Source organism: Psychrobacter sp. ER1 (genome assembly GCF_048631835.1).
In the GTDB taxonomy this organism is placed as follows: domain Bacteria; phylum Pseudomonadota; class Gammaproteobacteria; order Pseudomonadales; family Moraxellaceae; genus Psychrobacter.
Genome location: NZ_CP184640.1, coordinates 902,334 through 919,302, shown reverse-complemented (window position 1 = coordinate 919,302; position 16,969 = coordinate 902,334). Strand labels below are relative to the sequence as shown.

Genomic DNA, 16,969 nt, shown 5'->3' with positions numbered 1-16,969 from the left:
AGAAATTCAGACGGCCGCCCTTTTTTCTGCTCGCTTAAAGGCATCTCGTTCTTCGCAGCGTTTGAGCCAGTTCAAAAGATTGGTATATTTACTCTGATCTAAACCTGCACCAGCATTGGCACCCAAGACTGCAAGATGCATTTGAATATCAGCGGCGCTAAATTCACTACCTGCAAACCAATGGTTTTCATGTAGATGACGCTCCATCATATCTAACATCTTCTCCAAACCGCTACTGATCATGTTTTTTCAATCTGACCTTGGATTTTTTTGCTGATAGGTTTGATTAGCATCGGCGACTGAGACACTACTTTTGTGAATACCAAACGCATGACCAACAGTGGCATCAATGAAGCCTCTGCAAAGTGTAGCCAAAACGTGTAGGCTTCCCACGCTGCTTCGTTATTATCGTCAGGTTTGAACTGCTTTTCTTTATCATAGTGCTTAATCAAATATTCAATGATAAACCCTGACTCAATCAGCACCCGATCGTCCGCTTCTAGTATCGGTGCATTACCAATCGGATGCACTTGTTTTAGGCTATCAGGAGCACGGTATGCTTTATTGCGCTCATAACAAGTCAATTTATAATCGGCGCCAAGCTCTTCTAATAACCAGAGAATACGAAATGAGCGCGAGTTTGCTAAATGATGAAGATGTAACATAAACCGTCCTAGTTATATATTGTAGTAAATCAGCCATAATATCTCAGATATAGCGCCATATGTTCACTCAATCGCGGCCCTACTGCTCTCGATAATAGCGTAATTTCTACTTCTTTAATACTATGAGTTGGCAGACATGATGGAAAACAATGCCTACCGTATCGATACTGTCTAAGACGGTGTACTCTTTGACATCAATCTAAATGTAATGCTTCAATCTTGCGCGTCATTTTATCTATCTTTTGCTGATATTTTTTGATTTGGCGGAATCGATGCGCGATTAGCACGCCTTTGATACGGCGGTTTTTGAGACGGCGACGTGGTGGAAAACTGCCCACTTGTGGCTCATTATAGCCATGTAAGCGGTCTTCACGTTTACGCGCCATATAGCCCAACGCGCTATCAGCAATCATAATCAGCAGTGCGATGAAAATCATGCTGTACATCAGCATGGAGCCACCATCATGTAGGCTGCGATCTAAAATTGCGATTGAGAAGATGAACAAGAATATTGGCTCAAGGTAACACAGAGTGCCAAATAGTGAGACAGGCAGCTTCTGACTCGCTACCATTGTTAGTGACATCGCAGCGGTACTGATGATGCCTAATAACGGTAACAGATACCAAAGCTTGTGGTTGGTGATTGCTACTTCAAAACCACCATTCATATACAGCGCGACCAGTACGACTGGTAACAACAATACGAGGTCTGAAATCAAACCAGTAATAGGCGGTACTGCCAACTTGCGGCGTAGTAGATAATAAGGAGGATAACCCAAGCAAACAAATAAAGTTGCCCAAGAAATAGCACCATACTCAAAAATATCGTAAGCGATACCAAGACCTGCACATACGATAGCAGCCCACTGAAGTAAGCTCATGTCTTCGTTGTAAAAGAACCTGCCGACAACGATCATAATCATCGGATATAGGAAGTAACCCAACGTGACCTCAAGCCCCAAACCATTGACTGGAGCCCACATAAATATCCAGATTTGCGCGCCCAAAATCGGTGTGGGTAATATGAATAAAAACCACTCTTTTGCGTTCTTTAGTGTTTTTAGATAATCAAAAATGTGCTGCCATTGCTTTAGTACGCTGACCAGCAGCACGAGACTAAAAAACATTGTCAGCACGCGCCACGAAGCGACTTGCGTACCTGATAATGGTTGCAGCAATAGACCAAATAAGAACAGTAATGAGTATAAGAAGTTTGCAGCGACAGCGGTGATTGTACCCTGCGAGGTTTGGTTAGTAGTCAGCATCACAACAGCCTTTAAAGATTGGGGCACATCCATGGCAATTTTTAAAAAACAAAAGCCTCAGACGAGAACGTCTGAGGCTTTTGCATATAAGGTCGTCGCGCAATCTAAGTTGAACGCTTTTGATGTACTAGACTTACATCATGGTCGGCATTATGTCAAAGTCAGAATGAATAAGCAATGCCACTGTTCATCTAGTGTCTAAACTTTTAAATTGAGTAAATTTAATGCAGGTAAGTGCTTATTTTGCATCAAGTTGTTCGATTTTTTGCTGTATCTTATCCATCTTCTTTTGGTAACGACGAATCTTACGAAAACGATGGGCTTTTAGCACACCATCGATACGCTGATTGATAAAATGACGACGCGGTGGAAAGCCGCCAATCTGAAGCTCTCTATAACCATGCAAGCGGTCATTACGCTGACGAACAAGGTAGCCTTTTACGCTATCAGCCATCATGACCAGTAGCGCAAGCGTAATCATGCCATACATAAAGAGCGAACCACCTTCTTCAAGGCTTTGACTCAGAATCGTGATAGACAACACAAATAATAGCATCGGCTCTATATAACTTAGCGCTCCAAACAGTGAAACAGGCAACTTACTACTGGCAATCATCGTCAGCGACATCGCAAGCGCACTAAAAGCACCAAGCAGCGGTAACAGATACCAGAACTTCATGTCTTGCGCCGCAACATCAAAACCGCCCGTCATGTAGAGCACGATGAGCACTACTGGTGTCAACAGCGTCAAATCAAACAATAACCCTGTAATGGGCGGTACAGAAAGGGTGCGCCGTAACAGATAATACGGTGGATAACCCAAGCATACAAACAGTGTCACCCAAGAGACCGAACCATACTGAATAATATCGTAGCCGATGCCGAGCGCTGCAAATATCGCGGCAGCCCACTGCAAGATGCTCATATACTCGTGGTAAAAGAATCGACCAAGCACAATCATCACTAGCGGCAATAAGAAATAACCCAACGTGACATCGAGACCAAACCCATTGACTGGTGCCCACATAAACAACCAAATCTGCCCACCTAGGATTGGCGCAGGCAGTATAAATATAAGCCATTCCTTGATTGTCTTTAGCGTCTTTATATAATCAAAAACACGTTGCCACTGCTTAGTCAAACTGACCAATATAATCAAACTGAGCAACATCATGAGCACACGCCATGATGCTACCTGCGTCCCTGTTAAAGGCAGCATAAACAGTCCAAACAAAAACATCATCGAGAATAAAAAGCTCGATGATACCGAAGCAACCGTTCCCTGAAAAGTTTGATTGGTCGTAAGCATAACAACAGCCTTAAAAATAGAACCTTATTTACAGTATTGAAAATATGAGAGTTAAAAACAAAAGCCTCCGACGATAACGTCAGAGGCTCTTTTCTAGAAAAATGCTAAGAGACTAGACTCAAAAGCTAATTACCAAGATTATTACTCGTCATCGTCTTATGCATAGTGAGTCTATTATAGATTGTCACTTGGTTTATGATCGTTTGCAATATCAATCACATCATCGACGTCAGTAGTTGCGGTATTGTCAGTTGTCGCATCAATATCTATCTGCTCCTGACCTTCTACCTCAAACGTACCGTCCTCTCTCATCGCATCGATAAGCTCGTCATCGCTCTCTTCGTGCTCAACACGCGCCATGGCAACCAGTTTTTCATCTTTTGACAGACGAATCAATGTTACGCCTTGCGTATTACGACCAGAGCTCGCGACATGCTCAACTGGGGTACGAACCAACGTTCCTTTATCAGAGATTAAGATAATATCATCAGTAGAGTCAACCTTGGTCGCTCGTACTAGTGCGCCATTACGCTCACTGGTCTTGATAGCAATCACACCGCCACCCCCACGATTTTGCGTATTGAACTCATCGATAAAGGTACGTTTACCAAAGCCATTTTCACAAGCAATCAAAATTTCACGTACATCATCTTCGATAACGACTAATGATTTGATAAATTCGTCAGTAGCCAGACGCATACCGCGGACGCCTTTAGCCGTACGGCCCATCGCACGCGCATCATTCTCATCAAAACGAATCGCTTTACCACTTGAAGCAAACAACATTACTTCTTGGCTACCGTTAGTGATACGAGCGCTGACCAATTTATCACCGTCTTCTAATCCAACCGCAATCAAACCGTTCGATCTGATATTGGCGAACTGCTTCAGCTCTACCCGCTTCACTGTACCATTGGCAGTGGCAAAGAACACAAAAGGTGGCTCTGCTTGGTTACTATCTTCTACCGAATCGTCATCATTGCTTACTTCTGATACTTCACTTACTACTGATGTATCTTCTACGATTTTTGGAATTGGTAGTATGGTTGTAACGGTTTCGTCGCTATTTAGGCCAATTAGATTGACCAATGGACGACCACGAGCACCGCGACTGGCAATCGGCACTTCAAAACCACGTAAGCTAAAGACACGTCCACTATCAGTGAAACACAGTACCGTCGAATGCGTTGATGTCACGACTAAGTGATCGATTACATCATCTTCTTTCATTGCCGTAGCAGACTTACCTTTACCGCCGCGCTTTTGTGCAACATAATCATCAATCGGCTGAGTCTTAGCATAGCCAGTACGCGATACCGTCATGACGACCGTTTGCTCAGGGATAAGGTCTTCGCGACTAAAGTCCATGCGTGAATCGATGATATCGGTACGGCGCTCATCACCAAAGTTATCACGAATCTCAATCATCTCATTAGAGATAATAGCCATCAGCTTATCAAAATCGCCAAGGATAGACTCTAAGTGTGCAATTTCACGCAGTAAGTCTTGGTATTCTTCAGTCAACTTGTCTTGTTCAAGACCCGTCAAACGATGCAACTGCATATCTAAAATCGCATTGACCTGCTCAAGTGACAAGCGATAGCGCTCTTCGCCTTCGATCAGACCAAACGGCGCCTTAGGATCTTCGCCTTCGATAAACTCAGGACGTACTGATTGACTACCAGCAGCTGTAAGCATCGCAACGACGCTACCTGAACCCCACGTATTGTTCAATAGGCTTTCACGTGCTAGGCCACGGTTTGCAGAAGCTTTAATCGTCGCGATAATTTCGTCGATATTGGCTAGAGCAACCGTTAGACCTTCTAGCAAATGACCACGAACGCGGGCTTTGTTCAATTCATAAATCGTACGACGTGTCACCACTTCTTGACGATGACGGACAAATGCAGCGATAAGCTGACGCAAGGTCAATAGTTTTGGCTGACCATTATCCAGCGCCACCATATTGATACTAAAGCTAGACTCTAGCGGCGTTTGTAGAAATAGGTTATTAACGATAACTTCAGCCGTCTCACCGCGACGCAAATCAATAGCTATACGCATACCATCTTTATCAGACTCATCACGAATTTCGCTAATACCTTCGATCTTTTTATCACGAACAAGCTCTGCGATACGCTCAATCAACTTGGCTTTGTTAGCCTGATAAGGTACTTCGGTAAATACAATGCGCTCACGATCGCGGTTGACGCCAGAATTGCTCATCGGCTCGATATGATAACGACCACGAATATGCAAGCGGCCTTTACCCGTACGATAAGCATCTAAAATGCCCGCGCGGCCATAGATAATACCGCCCGTAGGAAAATCAGGACCTGAGATATGCGACATCAGCTCTTCGGCTGAAACTTGTGGGTTTTCAGCATAGGCCAGACAGGCATTGATCACTTCGGTCAGATTATGCGGGGCCATATTGGTCGCCATACCAACGGCAATACCCGTCGCACCATTGACCAATAGGTTAGGAATACGCGCTGGCATCACACTTGGCATGCGCTCAGAGCCATCGTAGTTGTCTTCCCAATCGACCGTGTCTTTGTCCAAATCAGCGAGCATCTGGTGGGTCAGTTTGGTCATACGTACTTCGGTATAACGCATCGCTGCCGGAGGATCATCATCGATCGAGCCAAAGTTACCTTGACCATCAACCATTGGATAGCGCAAGCTGAAATCCTGCGCCATACGGACGATGGCATCATAGACGGCACTATCGCCATGTGGATGGTACTTACCGATAACATCACCGACCACACGTGCTGATTTTTTATACGGTTTATTATAATCGTTTGATAGCACGTGCATGGCATACATCACGCGGCGGTGTACAGGTTTGAACCCATCACGCACATCAGGCAGCGCACGCGAGACGATCACGCTCATCGCATAATCCAAATACGACTGCTTTAGTTCATCTACGATGCCAATAGGACTGACCGATTCGCTCATATACACTCCTTCACTCACATTTTTTCTAACGTTGACACATCGCTTATGGCACCCATAGATCATATAAAAATACTGCCACATAAATAGGCAGTCATGACCAAAATAGATACCATAAAAAACACTGCTACACGTGCAAAACAATAGGAAAATAGCGATAGTTTTAATGTTTAATAAAAGAAGCTATTTTAGCACAAATTTGCTGATTTAGGGGTTCTGAGTACCATTAAAATCAAGCTAGACGGTTCATTCACAGTGATATTTTGAATTATTGACACACGCTAAAATAATTCTAATGACAGGTTTTTTTGATTGGCTGATTTTGCCATTTTTACAGACGAACTTACCATCTGCTGAGCAATGAGACAGCCCGCCCATTTTACCTGAACAAGGCGTATTTCGAGCTTGTGCTTGGCTCATAGATGTAAAGGCAAATACTAGGGCGAGTAGCGCTGTGCTGATTGATTTCATTGTTTATTCTCCGTATCTGATGGATATTAAATAGAAAAATACTATACTCATTAGCTACAGTTCGACAAGATTTATTTTGCCTAACTGAGTGAATACTTATATTTCTATCTACAGTTCAACATGACATTTAATTTAACGCTAAAATCTTGAGCATAGGGCTCATACGTGGTTTGCATATAAGCTCTATTGGCCAAACAACTAGGATGCTTAGAATATTTAGCTAGTCCAACGATGCATACAACTTGCTTTGTCATGAGCTAATAGCTTTCAAAGTCATATTATTCTCATAAGTATATTGTGATTTAAACCCCTTTAATGCAGTTATTTTTTAGTGATACTGGACAAAAAATTCTAAACGCTACACTACCTAATCTTTTATAGCACTTACATAACTACCTAACAGGCTACTTTTATTATGGATATCATTCTTGCAATTGTTTGGATTTTAGCAATGGTGCTATACAGCTTTTCGAGCGATTACGTTGCTAGCTTTCCTAACCATAATAATCGCGCTGTACCCTATGTCCGTTGGGGAGCAATTTTAGCCGCTATGGCTCTGTCAGCATACTTGTCAAAAGCCTATCAAGAAAACCTACAAGGCAATGGTATGTGGGTGTTTGTTATCGTGGTATTTGTCGTTATTGTATTAGCGAAAGTCGTTTTTAAATGGGTAATTAACAGACGCCTGAAACGCTAGTTAATACTGAATAGTTTTATTAATTTAAACCTCTTACTTATTGATCTAAATACCTTATGCCAATTAAACATCAAGATAGCCAGCCTGACTCAAACCTTTCTATACCAGCAGAAGACAAACGAGCAGATCGTAGTTTCGATGCCATTGCCGATCATTTCGAAAAAAGGTTTATGGTGGTTTAAAAGGCGAGATTCGATTGGCTGTACTACGCCGTGATATTTTTGAATATAGTGCGCAGATGAGTCAGACGCTCGGGCGACCTTTGCGTATTTTGGATGTGGGTGCAGGGCTTGCGCAAATTGCGATAGAGCTGGCTGCTCAAGGTCATAGCGTAGTCATCAATGATATATCCGCAAATATGCTTGAGAAAGCAAAAGCGAGCGCAGAACACATCGAGCAAGAACTAAACATCACATGGTATGTTTGCCCTTATCAAGCGCTTGAGGAAAAACTGGCTCAGACAGAAACAGAAAAGTTTGATTTGATTATGTCGCACGCGCTACTTGAATGGTTGGCAGAGCCCGCTGCCGTCATGGACTTCTTTGATCAATATCTAACAGATGATGGCGCGCTATCTTTGTGCTTTTACAATCCTGCAAGCTTTGATTATCGTAACCTTATCATGGGAAATTTTAATCTACTCGATAATACAGACTATAAGGCAGACAATAAGAAAAGCCTAACCCCAACCATCCCGTGGCCAAAGAAGAAGTCGAGTCTTGGCTCAAAGCGCATGATTATCAGACGGTACGTAACAGTGGTTTACGGGTGTTTCATGACTATGCACCGCTCAAACGTGGCGGTCATAACGATCCAGATGCAGTGATAAGAATGGAGTTACGCTACTCACAGTTAGAGCCGTATAAATGGCTTGGTCGTTACTTACACATTTTGGCTAAACGGTAAATTTAGAAGATTACCCAAGAATGATGAAGACTACTAAACCTCTTCATCCATTCTCGATGATCTATCGTATTCTGACCAAGTAGTGGCATTGATGTCTTTTTCATCAAAGACTACGACATGCTCTAGCAAAGGCAGAATACCAATATGCGAGCCGATTGCATGATTATGATGGCTCGCAACCAAGGATAAGACAGTCTGTCCGTCATCTAACTGCAGTCGGTACAAATAGTTGGCACCGCGAAACACACGCCCTATAACCAAAGCTGTCTGTGTACTGTCGTCATCATGAACAATGTCATCAGGGCGTACGAGTACTTTGATCGGTGTGCCATTTGGATAATCATATTCGCAGTACTGTGGTTGTCCTGATTCATCATAGACTTCCATGCGACGATAAATATTCCCTAGCGCCGTCTCAACATGACCTTCTTTGATGATACCGTCTATCATGGCACCTTCGCCTACAAACTCTGCAACAAAAGGACTGACAGGCTCATGATACAGCTCGCTTGGCCTTGCCCACTGTACCAATCGTCCTTTATCCATTACCCCTACTTTATCCGCTAGCGCAAACGCTTCGTTTTGATCATGAGTGACCAAAATCGCTGTGGTATTAGTACGTTTGAGAATATCACGGACATTCATTGCTAGTGATTCACGCAGCACCACATCTAGATTAGAGAACGGCTCGTCAAGTAATAGTAGTTTTGGTTTGGGTGCTAGCGCTCTTGCAAGCGCCACACGCTGCTGCTGACCACCAGAAAGCTCATTAGGACGTTTGTCTGCATGTTCAGTCAATTCAACTAAACTTAGCATCTCAGCCACTCGAGCTTTTTTGTCAGCAGATGACCATTTATTAAGACCAAAGGCGATGTTTTTTGCCACGCTTAAATGCCCAAACAGAGCATAGTCTTGAAACACCATGCCCATGCCACGCTTGGCTGGCGCAACTGCAAATGATTGGCGAGCTGTCTTTTCAGTTAGGCGTTGGTTGTTTAGGTAGATAGTGCCGCCGCGACTTTGCTCCAGTCCCGCGATAGCTCGAAGCGCTGTGGTCTTCCCGCAGCCGCTATAACCTAAGAAGCAACCAATCTCGCCTTGCTCCAGCATTAACGATAGACCATTAACGACGATAGTATCGTCATAGCCTACGATAAGATTTTGCACACTAAAATAAGGATCTGTCGCGATATGTTTCTCAGTATTTTGTTGTGAGGTATTGCTTTGTTCTACAATTTTATTCGTCTGAACTGGATTGATTCTATTTTGTGACAGTGGTGATTTTGCTACAGGCATGTGACTAGCCCGAGCCTTTTCTGACTTAGAATTTGTAGAGTCGTTCATTGAATTAGTGTACATAGACGGTACCAGTTCGCTATTAGTAAGTAAAACCATCGATAAAACAGAGCAAATTATAATATAGCTGACACTACGAGTGTGCTGTTAAACTTATGCCAAATTATTGCTATTAGCTTTGTTGTTACTAGCTGTGTTTGTCGCTTTGACGCAGTAATATCCAAACAGGGAGCAAACCAACTAGTACAATTAGTAAGCTCGGCAAAGCGGCTCGTCCCCACATACCTTCGCTCGTCATTTCAAACACTCGTACTGCAAGCGTATCCCAGCCTTGACGCCGTGTCATTAGCGTAATGGGCATCTCTTTCATCACTTCGACAAAGCCCATCAATAGTGCAGTCAATACACCAGGGCTAAGCACAGGTAGCATTACATGACGCCAGCGCTGATAAGGACTGTCGCTAAGTAATTTTGCAGCAGCTTCTTGATTGACAGTCAATCGCTGCAACTGTCTGTCAACAGGCTGAAAACTCACTGTCATAAAACGCGTCGATAACGCCAGTAGCATAACAATAACACTGCCAGAGAGCACTTGCTGTGAGGTGATACCAAAGGCAATCATTTGATTATCAAGCCACGCAATGGGTATAAATATCCCTACCGCCAACACAGTCCCCGGTACGACATAGCCTAAATTGGCTAAAGTGGTCATTAGCTTAGTCGATTTATCAGGGTACTGCCGTTTGATCCACGCAATGATAATGGCCAAAAAGGCAATAAACAGCGTGGTCATACTAGCAATCATGAGGCTATTGGTGACAAAATCAATGTAACGCGCATCAAAATCTTGGCGAAAATTAAGTGCTGTCCAATAGATAAGCTGTAAGAAAGGAATTAAAAAGGCAACTAAAAAGATCAGCGTACACAGCAGCGTCATGGCTAGTTTGGCAGGTTTGCTAGCGTCAAAGCGGTGGCTGCTACCTTGGGTAAGTGAACTACCACGCTTTGCTTGCCAATACTGCTCAAACAATACCACAATAAAGATCACACCAATGAGCAAGGCTGCTAACTGAGCCGCTGTGGTCAAACTAAAAAACCAAACCATGCTTTATAAATGGCGGTAGTAAAAGTATCGACATTGAATACCGATACTGCACCAAAATCCGCTAAGGTTTCCATACTGGCTAGCAACAAGCCACCTATAATCCAAGGCAGTGCCTGCGGTAATGCCAACCGAAAGAACACACGGCTACGGCTCAAACCTAGCATCTGCCCCGCTTCTATCGCTCGCCTGCCTTGTGACAAAAATGCCTGACGCGCGAGCAGATATACATAAGGGTAAAACGCTAGCGATAATACCAAGCCTGCGCCCCATACATTCCTTATCGACGGTATAGCGGTACTAATACCAGAATCGCGTAAAGCTGTCTGTAGCGGCCCACTGAAATCAACAATCCCGATAGTGACAAATGCCAACACATAAGCAGGGATGGCAAGTGGTAACATCAATGCCCACGAAAAGAAACGCTGACCAGGGAAACGATACATACTAGTAACCCAAGCCAAAGCAGTACCAATAGTACCTGAAACGACAGTCACCATAAGCAATAAAATCGCCGTGTTTTTGAGCACTTGCGGCAGTACATAATCTGCCATGTGTGTCCAAATCTCTGCCACTGGCTGAGTCCACGACAGCAGCACGATTAAAATCGGTACTAGCATAAACAACGAAATCAGCCCTAAGACTGATTTCGAGATAATACGTTTACGAAGGGCGTGGTCTTGGCTGACAGTCTGCTGGTCGTTAACACTGTCATTGACAGTATCGTTCTGACTAACAGACGCATCTGGCGTTGTGATCATATTATCATTACCGTGTCATACGTATAGAGACCTTGTAAGCTTGTACCAACCTCAAAAATCGTCATTACCTCAATAACTCATCTGTAATAACTAACCGTTGAACCTATTCTTTAAGAACTATTGTCTCGAAGTTATGGCTTTGAGATTGGTATCAGTATTACTGGCGTTCCCTTATTTATAACCCGCTTTATCCATCATTTGGATAGCTTGAGTTTGTAGTTCACCGAATTTCTGTACATTAATATCGTCTTTTTTGAACTCGCCCCATGATCTAAGCATGTCTGACTCATCGACACCTACTTTTACTGGGAATTCTTTGTCAGAGCTGGCATAAAGACCTTGTGCCTCGTCAGATGACAACCACTCTATCAGTTTAAGCGTACCATCTGGATTGTCCGAACCTGCAACCACGCCAGCGCCTGAGATGTTTACGTGCGTACCAGTCGTATCTTGGTTTGCCCAGAATATCTTAACAGGGAAGTTTGGTTTTTCGTCCAATAGACGACCATAGTAGTAGCTATTGGCGATACCCACTTCACACTGACCAGCAGCGATAGCTTCTAGCATCGCAACATCATCACTGAACACATCAGTCGCTAGATTATCAACCCACCCTTTGATAACCGCTTCGGTCTTCTCTTCGCCCAAATGCTCCATCATGCTAGCAACAAGCGATTGGTTATAAACCTTTTTAGAGGTACGTAAGCATAGTTTGCCTTTCCATTTTGGATCGGCCAAATCTGCATAAGTAGATAGCTGGTCAGCAGTGACTTTGCTTGGATCATAGAAGATAGTACGTGCACGTAGTGACAGACCAGTCCATTGACCTTTGGATCACGGTATTTTGCAGGGACGTTGGCTTCTAATACAGTAGATGACACTGGTTGTAATAGGCCTTGCTCTGCAGCCTGCCATAAGTTACCAGCGTCAACGGTCAATAGCATATCAGCAGGAGTATTCTGACCTTCAGCTTTTAGACGTGCCATCAAAGGCCCAGTTTGGTCTGTAACCAGTTCAACTTTTACACCTGTTTGCTCAGTATAGCGATCTAACAATGGTTTAATCAGCTGCTCATTACGTGATGAGTAGATAGTAATTGTCTGACCATCAGCAGTCGTAGCTTCGTCAGTTGCTGCTTGCTGCTCAGCACCTGTTTCTGTTGACTCTACTTCTACGCTCTCTTCTGTGGTTGAAGAATTACTACAACCTGCCAGACCCAACATCATGCTAAATACGGCTGCAGGTAGGATAAGCTTCGTAGAGGTTAGATTAGCGCTGATAGCGTTCAATGACATGGTTTTCCCCATAGTAATGCTATAAAAAAGTAAGACGGATGGTGAGACAAAATAACAGTGATTATAACGATGACTTGCTAAGCGTTAACAGTAATCAGGCCATAATATATCAAAGCAACATACTAATGGAAGTGAGATTAATTATCAATACATTTGTTTAACTGGCAAATATACCTGTGATGAGTCTTTAGCATTGATTTTTAAGAACTATTTTTTACTAGCTCTTTCAATAGTTTGGTCTAACGACGCGTTTTAGTGTCCATCTATAGCAGCCATTGTCCTAAAATTGCATTGACCGCAGCTTCTGTACGTAAGATACGAGAGCCTATATGTACAGGCGTGCAACCTTGTGCCGACAGCAGCTCTATCTCATAGTCAATCCAACCACCTTCAGCGCCTATGCAAACTATACTCGGTAGCTCTCGTGATGGTTGCTGTTGTAAAAATTCAGAAAAGGACTGCTGACTATAAGGATGCGCGACTATCGCTCGACTGCTCATTAAGCTTGCAAGTGTGTCTTCAACAAATGGCTTAAAACGTTTTTGTAGCGTAATACTAGGAACGATCGTATCGATGCTTTGCTGTAGGCCTTCTAATACAAACTCGTCTATCCGCTCAAGCATGGGACTTTGCCAATAGCTTTTTGGGTACGGTAACTATTGATAAGAATGATATCGCGCACACCAAGCGCTGTCATATCCATGATTAAACGCCGTAGCACTTTAGGACGCGGTAACGCCAAAATAACAGTCAAATCCAATTTGGCCGGCGGCACAGTATTGAGCTGGACGTTACTTAACTGAATGCTATTAGAGGTAATATCTTCGATAACAGCAGTACCAAGATTGCCGCCGATTTGTCCAATTTTAAGCCTATCACCGACTTTTGCACCCAGCACTTTAGTTACATGGCTGACTTGAGACAAGGCATCGATTTTTGCTGCGTCTGATGAGAGGTTTTCAGCAGGCAATAATATACAGTTCATAAGTTATCTTGGTTAGAAGACATCTCGATTGCGTCTTCAATCATCGTAAATTGGCGGGTCAATACCGCTTGCTGCTGTATCGTCATTTGCTCGCCAGCTTGCCCTGCCTGTGCGGCCAATGACAAATTGCACAGCCAAGTCTCTAGCTGCGTATAAATACTCACAGCGTCTTCACGGTTATAAGCTGTTTTCTTACGAGAGGATTTTTTGTTCGCCTTTAACTGATCATCACTGACTATCTGTGCATCCGAACTACTTGCGCGATTTGACTCGATTGGACGATAGAAGTCATTATTTGGCTGATATAAAGCGCCTACTTCAGCCAATTTGTCTATCACGCTTTGGCACGACTGAGTATAACATCCCATCAATACAGGCGTTGCCACACTAGCAGGCTCCACTGGATTATGCCCGCCAATATCTACCAGCGAGCCGCCCACAAATGCTACATTTGCCAATGTATACCAAGTCATCATCTCACCCATGCTATCTGCTAGATAGACTTGCGTATCTGCACTAATCATATCTCCATCACTGCGCCGAGCCATATTTAACCCAGTTTTTTGAATGAGATCTGCTACTGCATCAAAACGCTCAGGATGCCTAGGGACAATAACAAGCAACGTATCTGCTAATGTGGCTTGAGACAGTAATTGATGCTGCAATGACAACGCTGCGGCCTCTTCGCCATCATGAGTACTCGCAGCTACCCACACAGGACGATCTGCTATACCAAACTCTGCTCGCAGATCAGCTTTCTTATTATAAATACGGTTATCTTCTACCACTTTGTCATCAGTTTTGGACGCATTGATTACCCACTTTAATGAGCCTGCCACACGAATTTGGGCGCTACTAGCCCCTAGTTGCCTAAAGCGTTTAGCAGAGTCGCTGTCTTGCGCAATAATTAAGGAAAGATTTTTCATCATACTGGCACTGACTGCACCAATTTTTTGATAACTCTGAAAAGAAGAAGCAGATAGTCGACCATTGACCAGAATACTTGGAATACGGTGCTGAGATAATTTGGTCAAGATATTTGCCCACAGCTCTGTTTCTACAAACAATGCAGCGATAGGCTGTACATGCGTCAAGAAAGTCTCGATAACAGCAGGGCTGTCGACTGGCACATAACTATGACTCATCTGACCCTGAGCTATCTTTTCTGCAAAACGACTAGCGCCACGAGCAAAACCTGTCTGAGTCGTATTGGTCAACCATATCTGATAGCCATTAGCCAATAACATATCTAATAAAGGCGCGACCGTATTGGTCTCGCCTAATGAGACTGCGTGGCACCAAATCACCCCTTTATCGCTATCAGCATCGACCACTGGACATGGTGGATACTGCTTACCAAAACGCTGATCGATTTCCTGCTGATAATTGTCGTTTTTATGAGATCGACGCCATACCTGCAGACGATATAGTGGCTTTAGTAACCCAATAAGAGACTGATAATATAAAGGTGTCTCATATACCGCTCGACTAGACGATAATACAGAGTCAATTGGATTTGCAGAGTGGTCAGACGGGGTATTAGATGATGGCATGGAACAGCCCAAATTAGTTATGAATCAAACAATAAAAGGGTAAAGGTAAAGCGCGCCAATTCTACCTGAATTTAAGCTGTAACAATAAGCTTTTAAAAAGTTACTGAGTAAATAGTTATTAGATAATGATTGTTAGATAATGACTATTATCAATAAAGCGACTGCGATAATTGCACCAATTAACAGCTGATAACGCTTGGTGCTATGCTGCTCTTGCTTCTGTGTGGTCAGCAGCATTTCTGCTTGCTGCCATTGCTTGACCAGATTGGCCGCTTCTGCATGACCATTATCCGCTGCTTGCTCTAACCAGTATTTACCGCTATCTATATCTTGAGATAGCCCTACTCCTTGGTAATACATTTTACTGAGTAGACGCTGAGCACGGCTGTCGTTTTTGCTAGCGGCTTGATTAACCCAATCTACGCCAGATTTTTTTGATTGTCACTGTCCGCTGTCAAACCTTCACCTAACAATTCATACATGGCCAAACGTAACATAGCCGCTGTATTACCATCTTCAGCAGCCGCTTGTAGTAATAGCAACGCTTTGTTTTTTGCTGCGATATGATCATCTGAAAATATAACTTGGCGACGAGGTTTGTTCTGTTTGGCAATATGCTGCTCGAACTGATCTAATACTTTGCGTGCTTGCTGATATTGCACATCACCAGTTGGTTGTGGCACCGCTATCTCATCTAATTCTACCAGCAGTTGCGTAAACATCTCTGGCGTTGATGTGTTTTTTACAGGTGACGTAGGCTTAGCCGTTGGTTGCGCTACTTTAGTCAGCTCAGGCTTTATCGAGCTCTCAGACTCAGGAGGTACTACATTAGCTAGGTTATGCTCAGCTCCTATCGATACTTCCTCTGGCTTGTTAAGATGAGCATTTAATTGGCTAGTACCGACATGCGTATTTGAATCTGCGCTCGGATTACCACTATCAGCGACTTGATGAGTGGTTGCTTTATGTGTTGTTATTTTGTTTATTGCTACTTTATTCGATGTTAATTCGGACACTGAATGAACGTCGTTACTTAAAATAGTTGGTAGTCTAAGGCTAACCGCTTGATACAGCCCACTCTCTACCTGCCCACCTTGTACTGCATCAAACTGCCGATCAATATGACCAAACAGACGTAGCCCTATTGGCTCTAAAGCAAAAAATAAGCGCTCTTTAACCCCGTCATTATCATAACCAACCGCCATATGCTGATAAAAATCATCGGTGATCAACGTTAGCTCAGGGTAACGTTTACGCAGCTCAAACTGACCATACCAATGTGGCTTGTTTTGCCACTGCTGCGCCAATACACGACCGGCATAAAACGCCAAAAACACCATAAAATTACGATAGCGCTCATCAACCAACAGCGTCATCTCATCCCACATACCACTTTTAATCATATCTCGGCGCACTTGGGACAATAGCGTATCGACACGCTGTAAACTCTCAAGCGACTCATCTAACGTACAAGCGCGCAGCTCAGTTTCGTAAGCAATACCGCCTGCAATAGAACGCTCAGCCAAGAAATCTTGCCAGTAGCCTTCTGCAATATAGTCCAGTGGCGTTAAAGGTGATGCAGACATAGACAGGCGAGTCCTCTTTACAGATAGATAAACCAAAAAGCATAGGCTATAAAAGTGCTAATACTACTAAAATAATAGAACGGTACTGGTAGATTACCTTACCCTAAAAATCCG

The 16,969-nt window shown here is 43.5% G+C and carries 11 protein-coding genes and 4 pseudogenes; 2 read left to right on the top strand and 13 right to left on the bottom strand.

Going from position 1 to position 16,969, the window contains the following annotated elements:
• Positions 1-6: 6 nt before the first annotated feature.
• The 6 genes from ACOBWA_RS04310 to ACOBWA_RS04285 all read right to left on the bottom strand — a co-directional run bounded on the left by ACOBWA_RS04310 (position 7) and on the right by ACOBWA_RS04285 (position 6,674).
• Entirely contained in the window at positions 7-243 is a 237-nt protein-coding gene (locus ACOBWA_RS04310; RefSeq protein ID WP_420230302.1) for a glutathione binding-like protein, read from the bottom strand.
• Positions 240-665: a glutathione S-transferase gene (locus ACOBWA_RS04305; RefSeq protein WP_420230301.1), complete on the bottom strand. Its 426-nt coding sequence runs from the start codon at positions 663-665 to the stop codon at positions 240-242. Before ACOBWA_RS04305 ends, ACOBWA_RS04310 begins: the two co-directional genes overlap by 4 nt.
• Before the next feature lie 194 nt (positions 666-859).
• A complete protein-coding gene (gene rarD / locus ACOBWA_RS04300) occupies positions 860-1,930 on the bottom strand; it encodes an EamA family transporter RarD (RefSeq protein WP_101206186.1) in 1,071 nt (356 codons plus the stop codon).
• A 238-nt stretch (positions 1,931-2,168) separates the two neighbouring features.
• Positions 2,169-3,239, bottom strand: coding sequence for an EamA family transporter RarD (gene rarD, locus ACOBWA_RS04295; RefSeq protein ID WP_420230300.1), 1,071 nt, complete (start codon positions 3,237-3,239; stop codon positions 2,169-2,171).
• A 174-nt stretch (positions 3,240-3,413) separates the two neighbouring features.
• Positions 3,414-6,206, bottom strand: a complete 2,793-nt coding sequence (gyrA, locus tag ACOBWA_RS04290) for a DNA gyrase subunit A (RefSeq protein WP_201605403.1) — start codon at positions 6,204-6,206, stop codon at positions 3,414-3,416.
• Positions 6,207-6,449: 243 nt separating this feature from the next.
• Positions 6,450-6,674 carry a hypothetical protein gene (locus ACOBWA_RS04285; protein WP_420230299.1) on the bottom strand — a complete coding sequence of 75 codons (225 nt, stop codon included), beginning with the start codon at positions 6,672-6,674 and terminating at the stop codon, positions 6,450-6,452.
• 415 nt (positions 6,675-7,089) lie between these two features.
• Here ACOBWA_RS04285 and ACOBWA_RS04280 point away from each other — a divergent pair, with 415 nt between their 5' ends.
• Both ACOBWA_RS04280 and ACOBWA_RS04275 read left to right on the top strand, forming a co-directional pair.
• Positions 7,090-7,371 carry a hypothetical protein gene (locus ACOBWA_RS04280; protein ID WP_420230298.1) on the top strand — a complete coding sequence of 94 codons (282 nt, stop codon included), beginning with the start codon at positions 7,090-7,092 and terminating at the stop codon, positions 7,369-7,371.
• 56 nt (positions 7,372-7,427) lie between these two features.
• Positions 7,428-8,277: pseudogene (locus ACOBWA_RS04275) on the top strand (methyltransferase domain-containing protein).
• Between the two features lie 33 nt (positions 8,278-8,310).
• On the opposite strand, the gene ACOBWA_RS04270 reads toward ACOBWA_RS04275, so the two are convergent.
• The 7 genes and pseudogenes from ACOBWA_RS04270 to ACOBWA_RS04240 all read right to left on the bottom strand — a co-directional run bounded on the left by ACOBWA_RS04270 (position 8,311) and on the right by ACOBWA_RS04240 (position 16,855).
• Positions 8,311-9,636 carry an ABC transporter ATP-binding protein gene (locus tag ACOBWA_RS04270; protein ID WP_420230297.1) on the bottom strand — a complete coding sequence of 442 codons (1,326 nt, stop codon included), beginning with the start codon at positions 9,634-9,636 and terminating at the stop codon, positions 8,311-8,313.
• Between the two features lie 124 nt (positions 9,637-9,760).
• Positions 9,761-11,436, bottom strand: a pseudogene (locus tag ACOBWA_RS04265) (ABC transporter permease).
• A gap of 171 nt (positions 11,437-11,607) precedes the next feature.
• A pseudogene (locus ACOBWA_RS04260) lies at positions 11,608-12,731 on the bottom strand (extracellular solute-binding protein).
• A gap of 263 nt (positions 12,732-12,994) precedes the next feature.
• Positions 12,995-13,716: pseudogene (locus ACOBWA_RS04255) on the bottom strand (16S rRNA (uracil(1498)-N(3))-methyltransferase).
• A complete protein-coding gene (locus tag ACOBWA_RS04250; RefSeq protein WP_420230296.1) occupies positions 13,713-15,269 on the bottom strand; it encodes a 3-deoxy-D-manno-octulosonic acid transferase in 1,557 nt (518 codons plus the stop codon). Before ACOBWA_RS04250 ends, ACOBWA_RS04255 begins: the two are co-directional and overlap by 4 nt.
• A gap of 132 nt (positions 15,270-15,401) precedes the next feature.
• Entirely contained in the window at positions 15,402-15,629 is a 228-nt protein-coding gene (locus tag ACOBWA_RS04245; protein ID WP_420230295.1) for a hypothetical protein, read from the bottom strand.
• Positions 15,630-15,688: 59 nt separating this feature from the next.
• A complete protein-coding gene (locus tag ACOBWA_RS04240) occupies positions 15,689-16,855 on the bottom strand; it encodes a sel1 repeat family protein (protein WP_420230294.1) in 1,167 nt (388 codons plus the stop codon).
• Between the last annotated feature and the right edge of the window lie 114 nt (positions 16,856-16,969).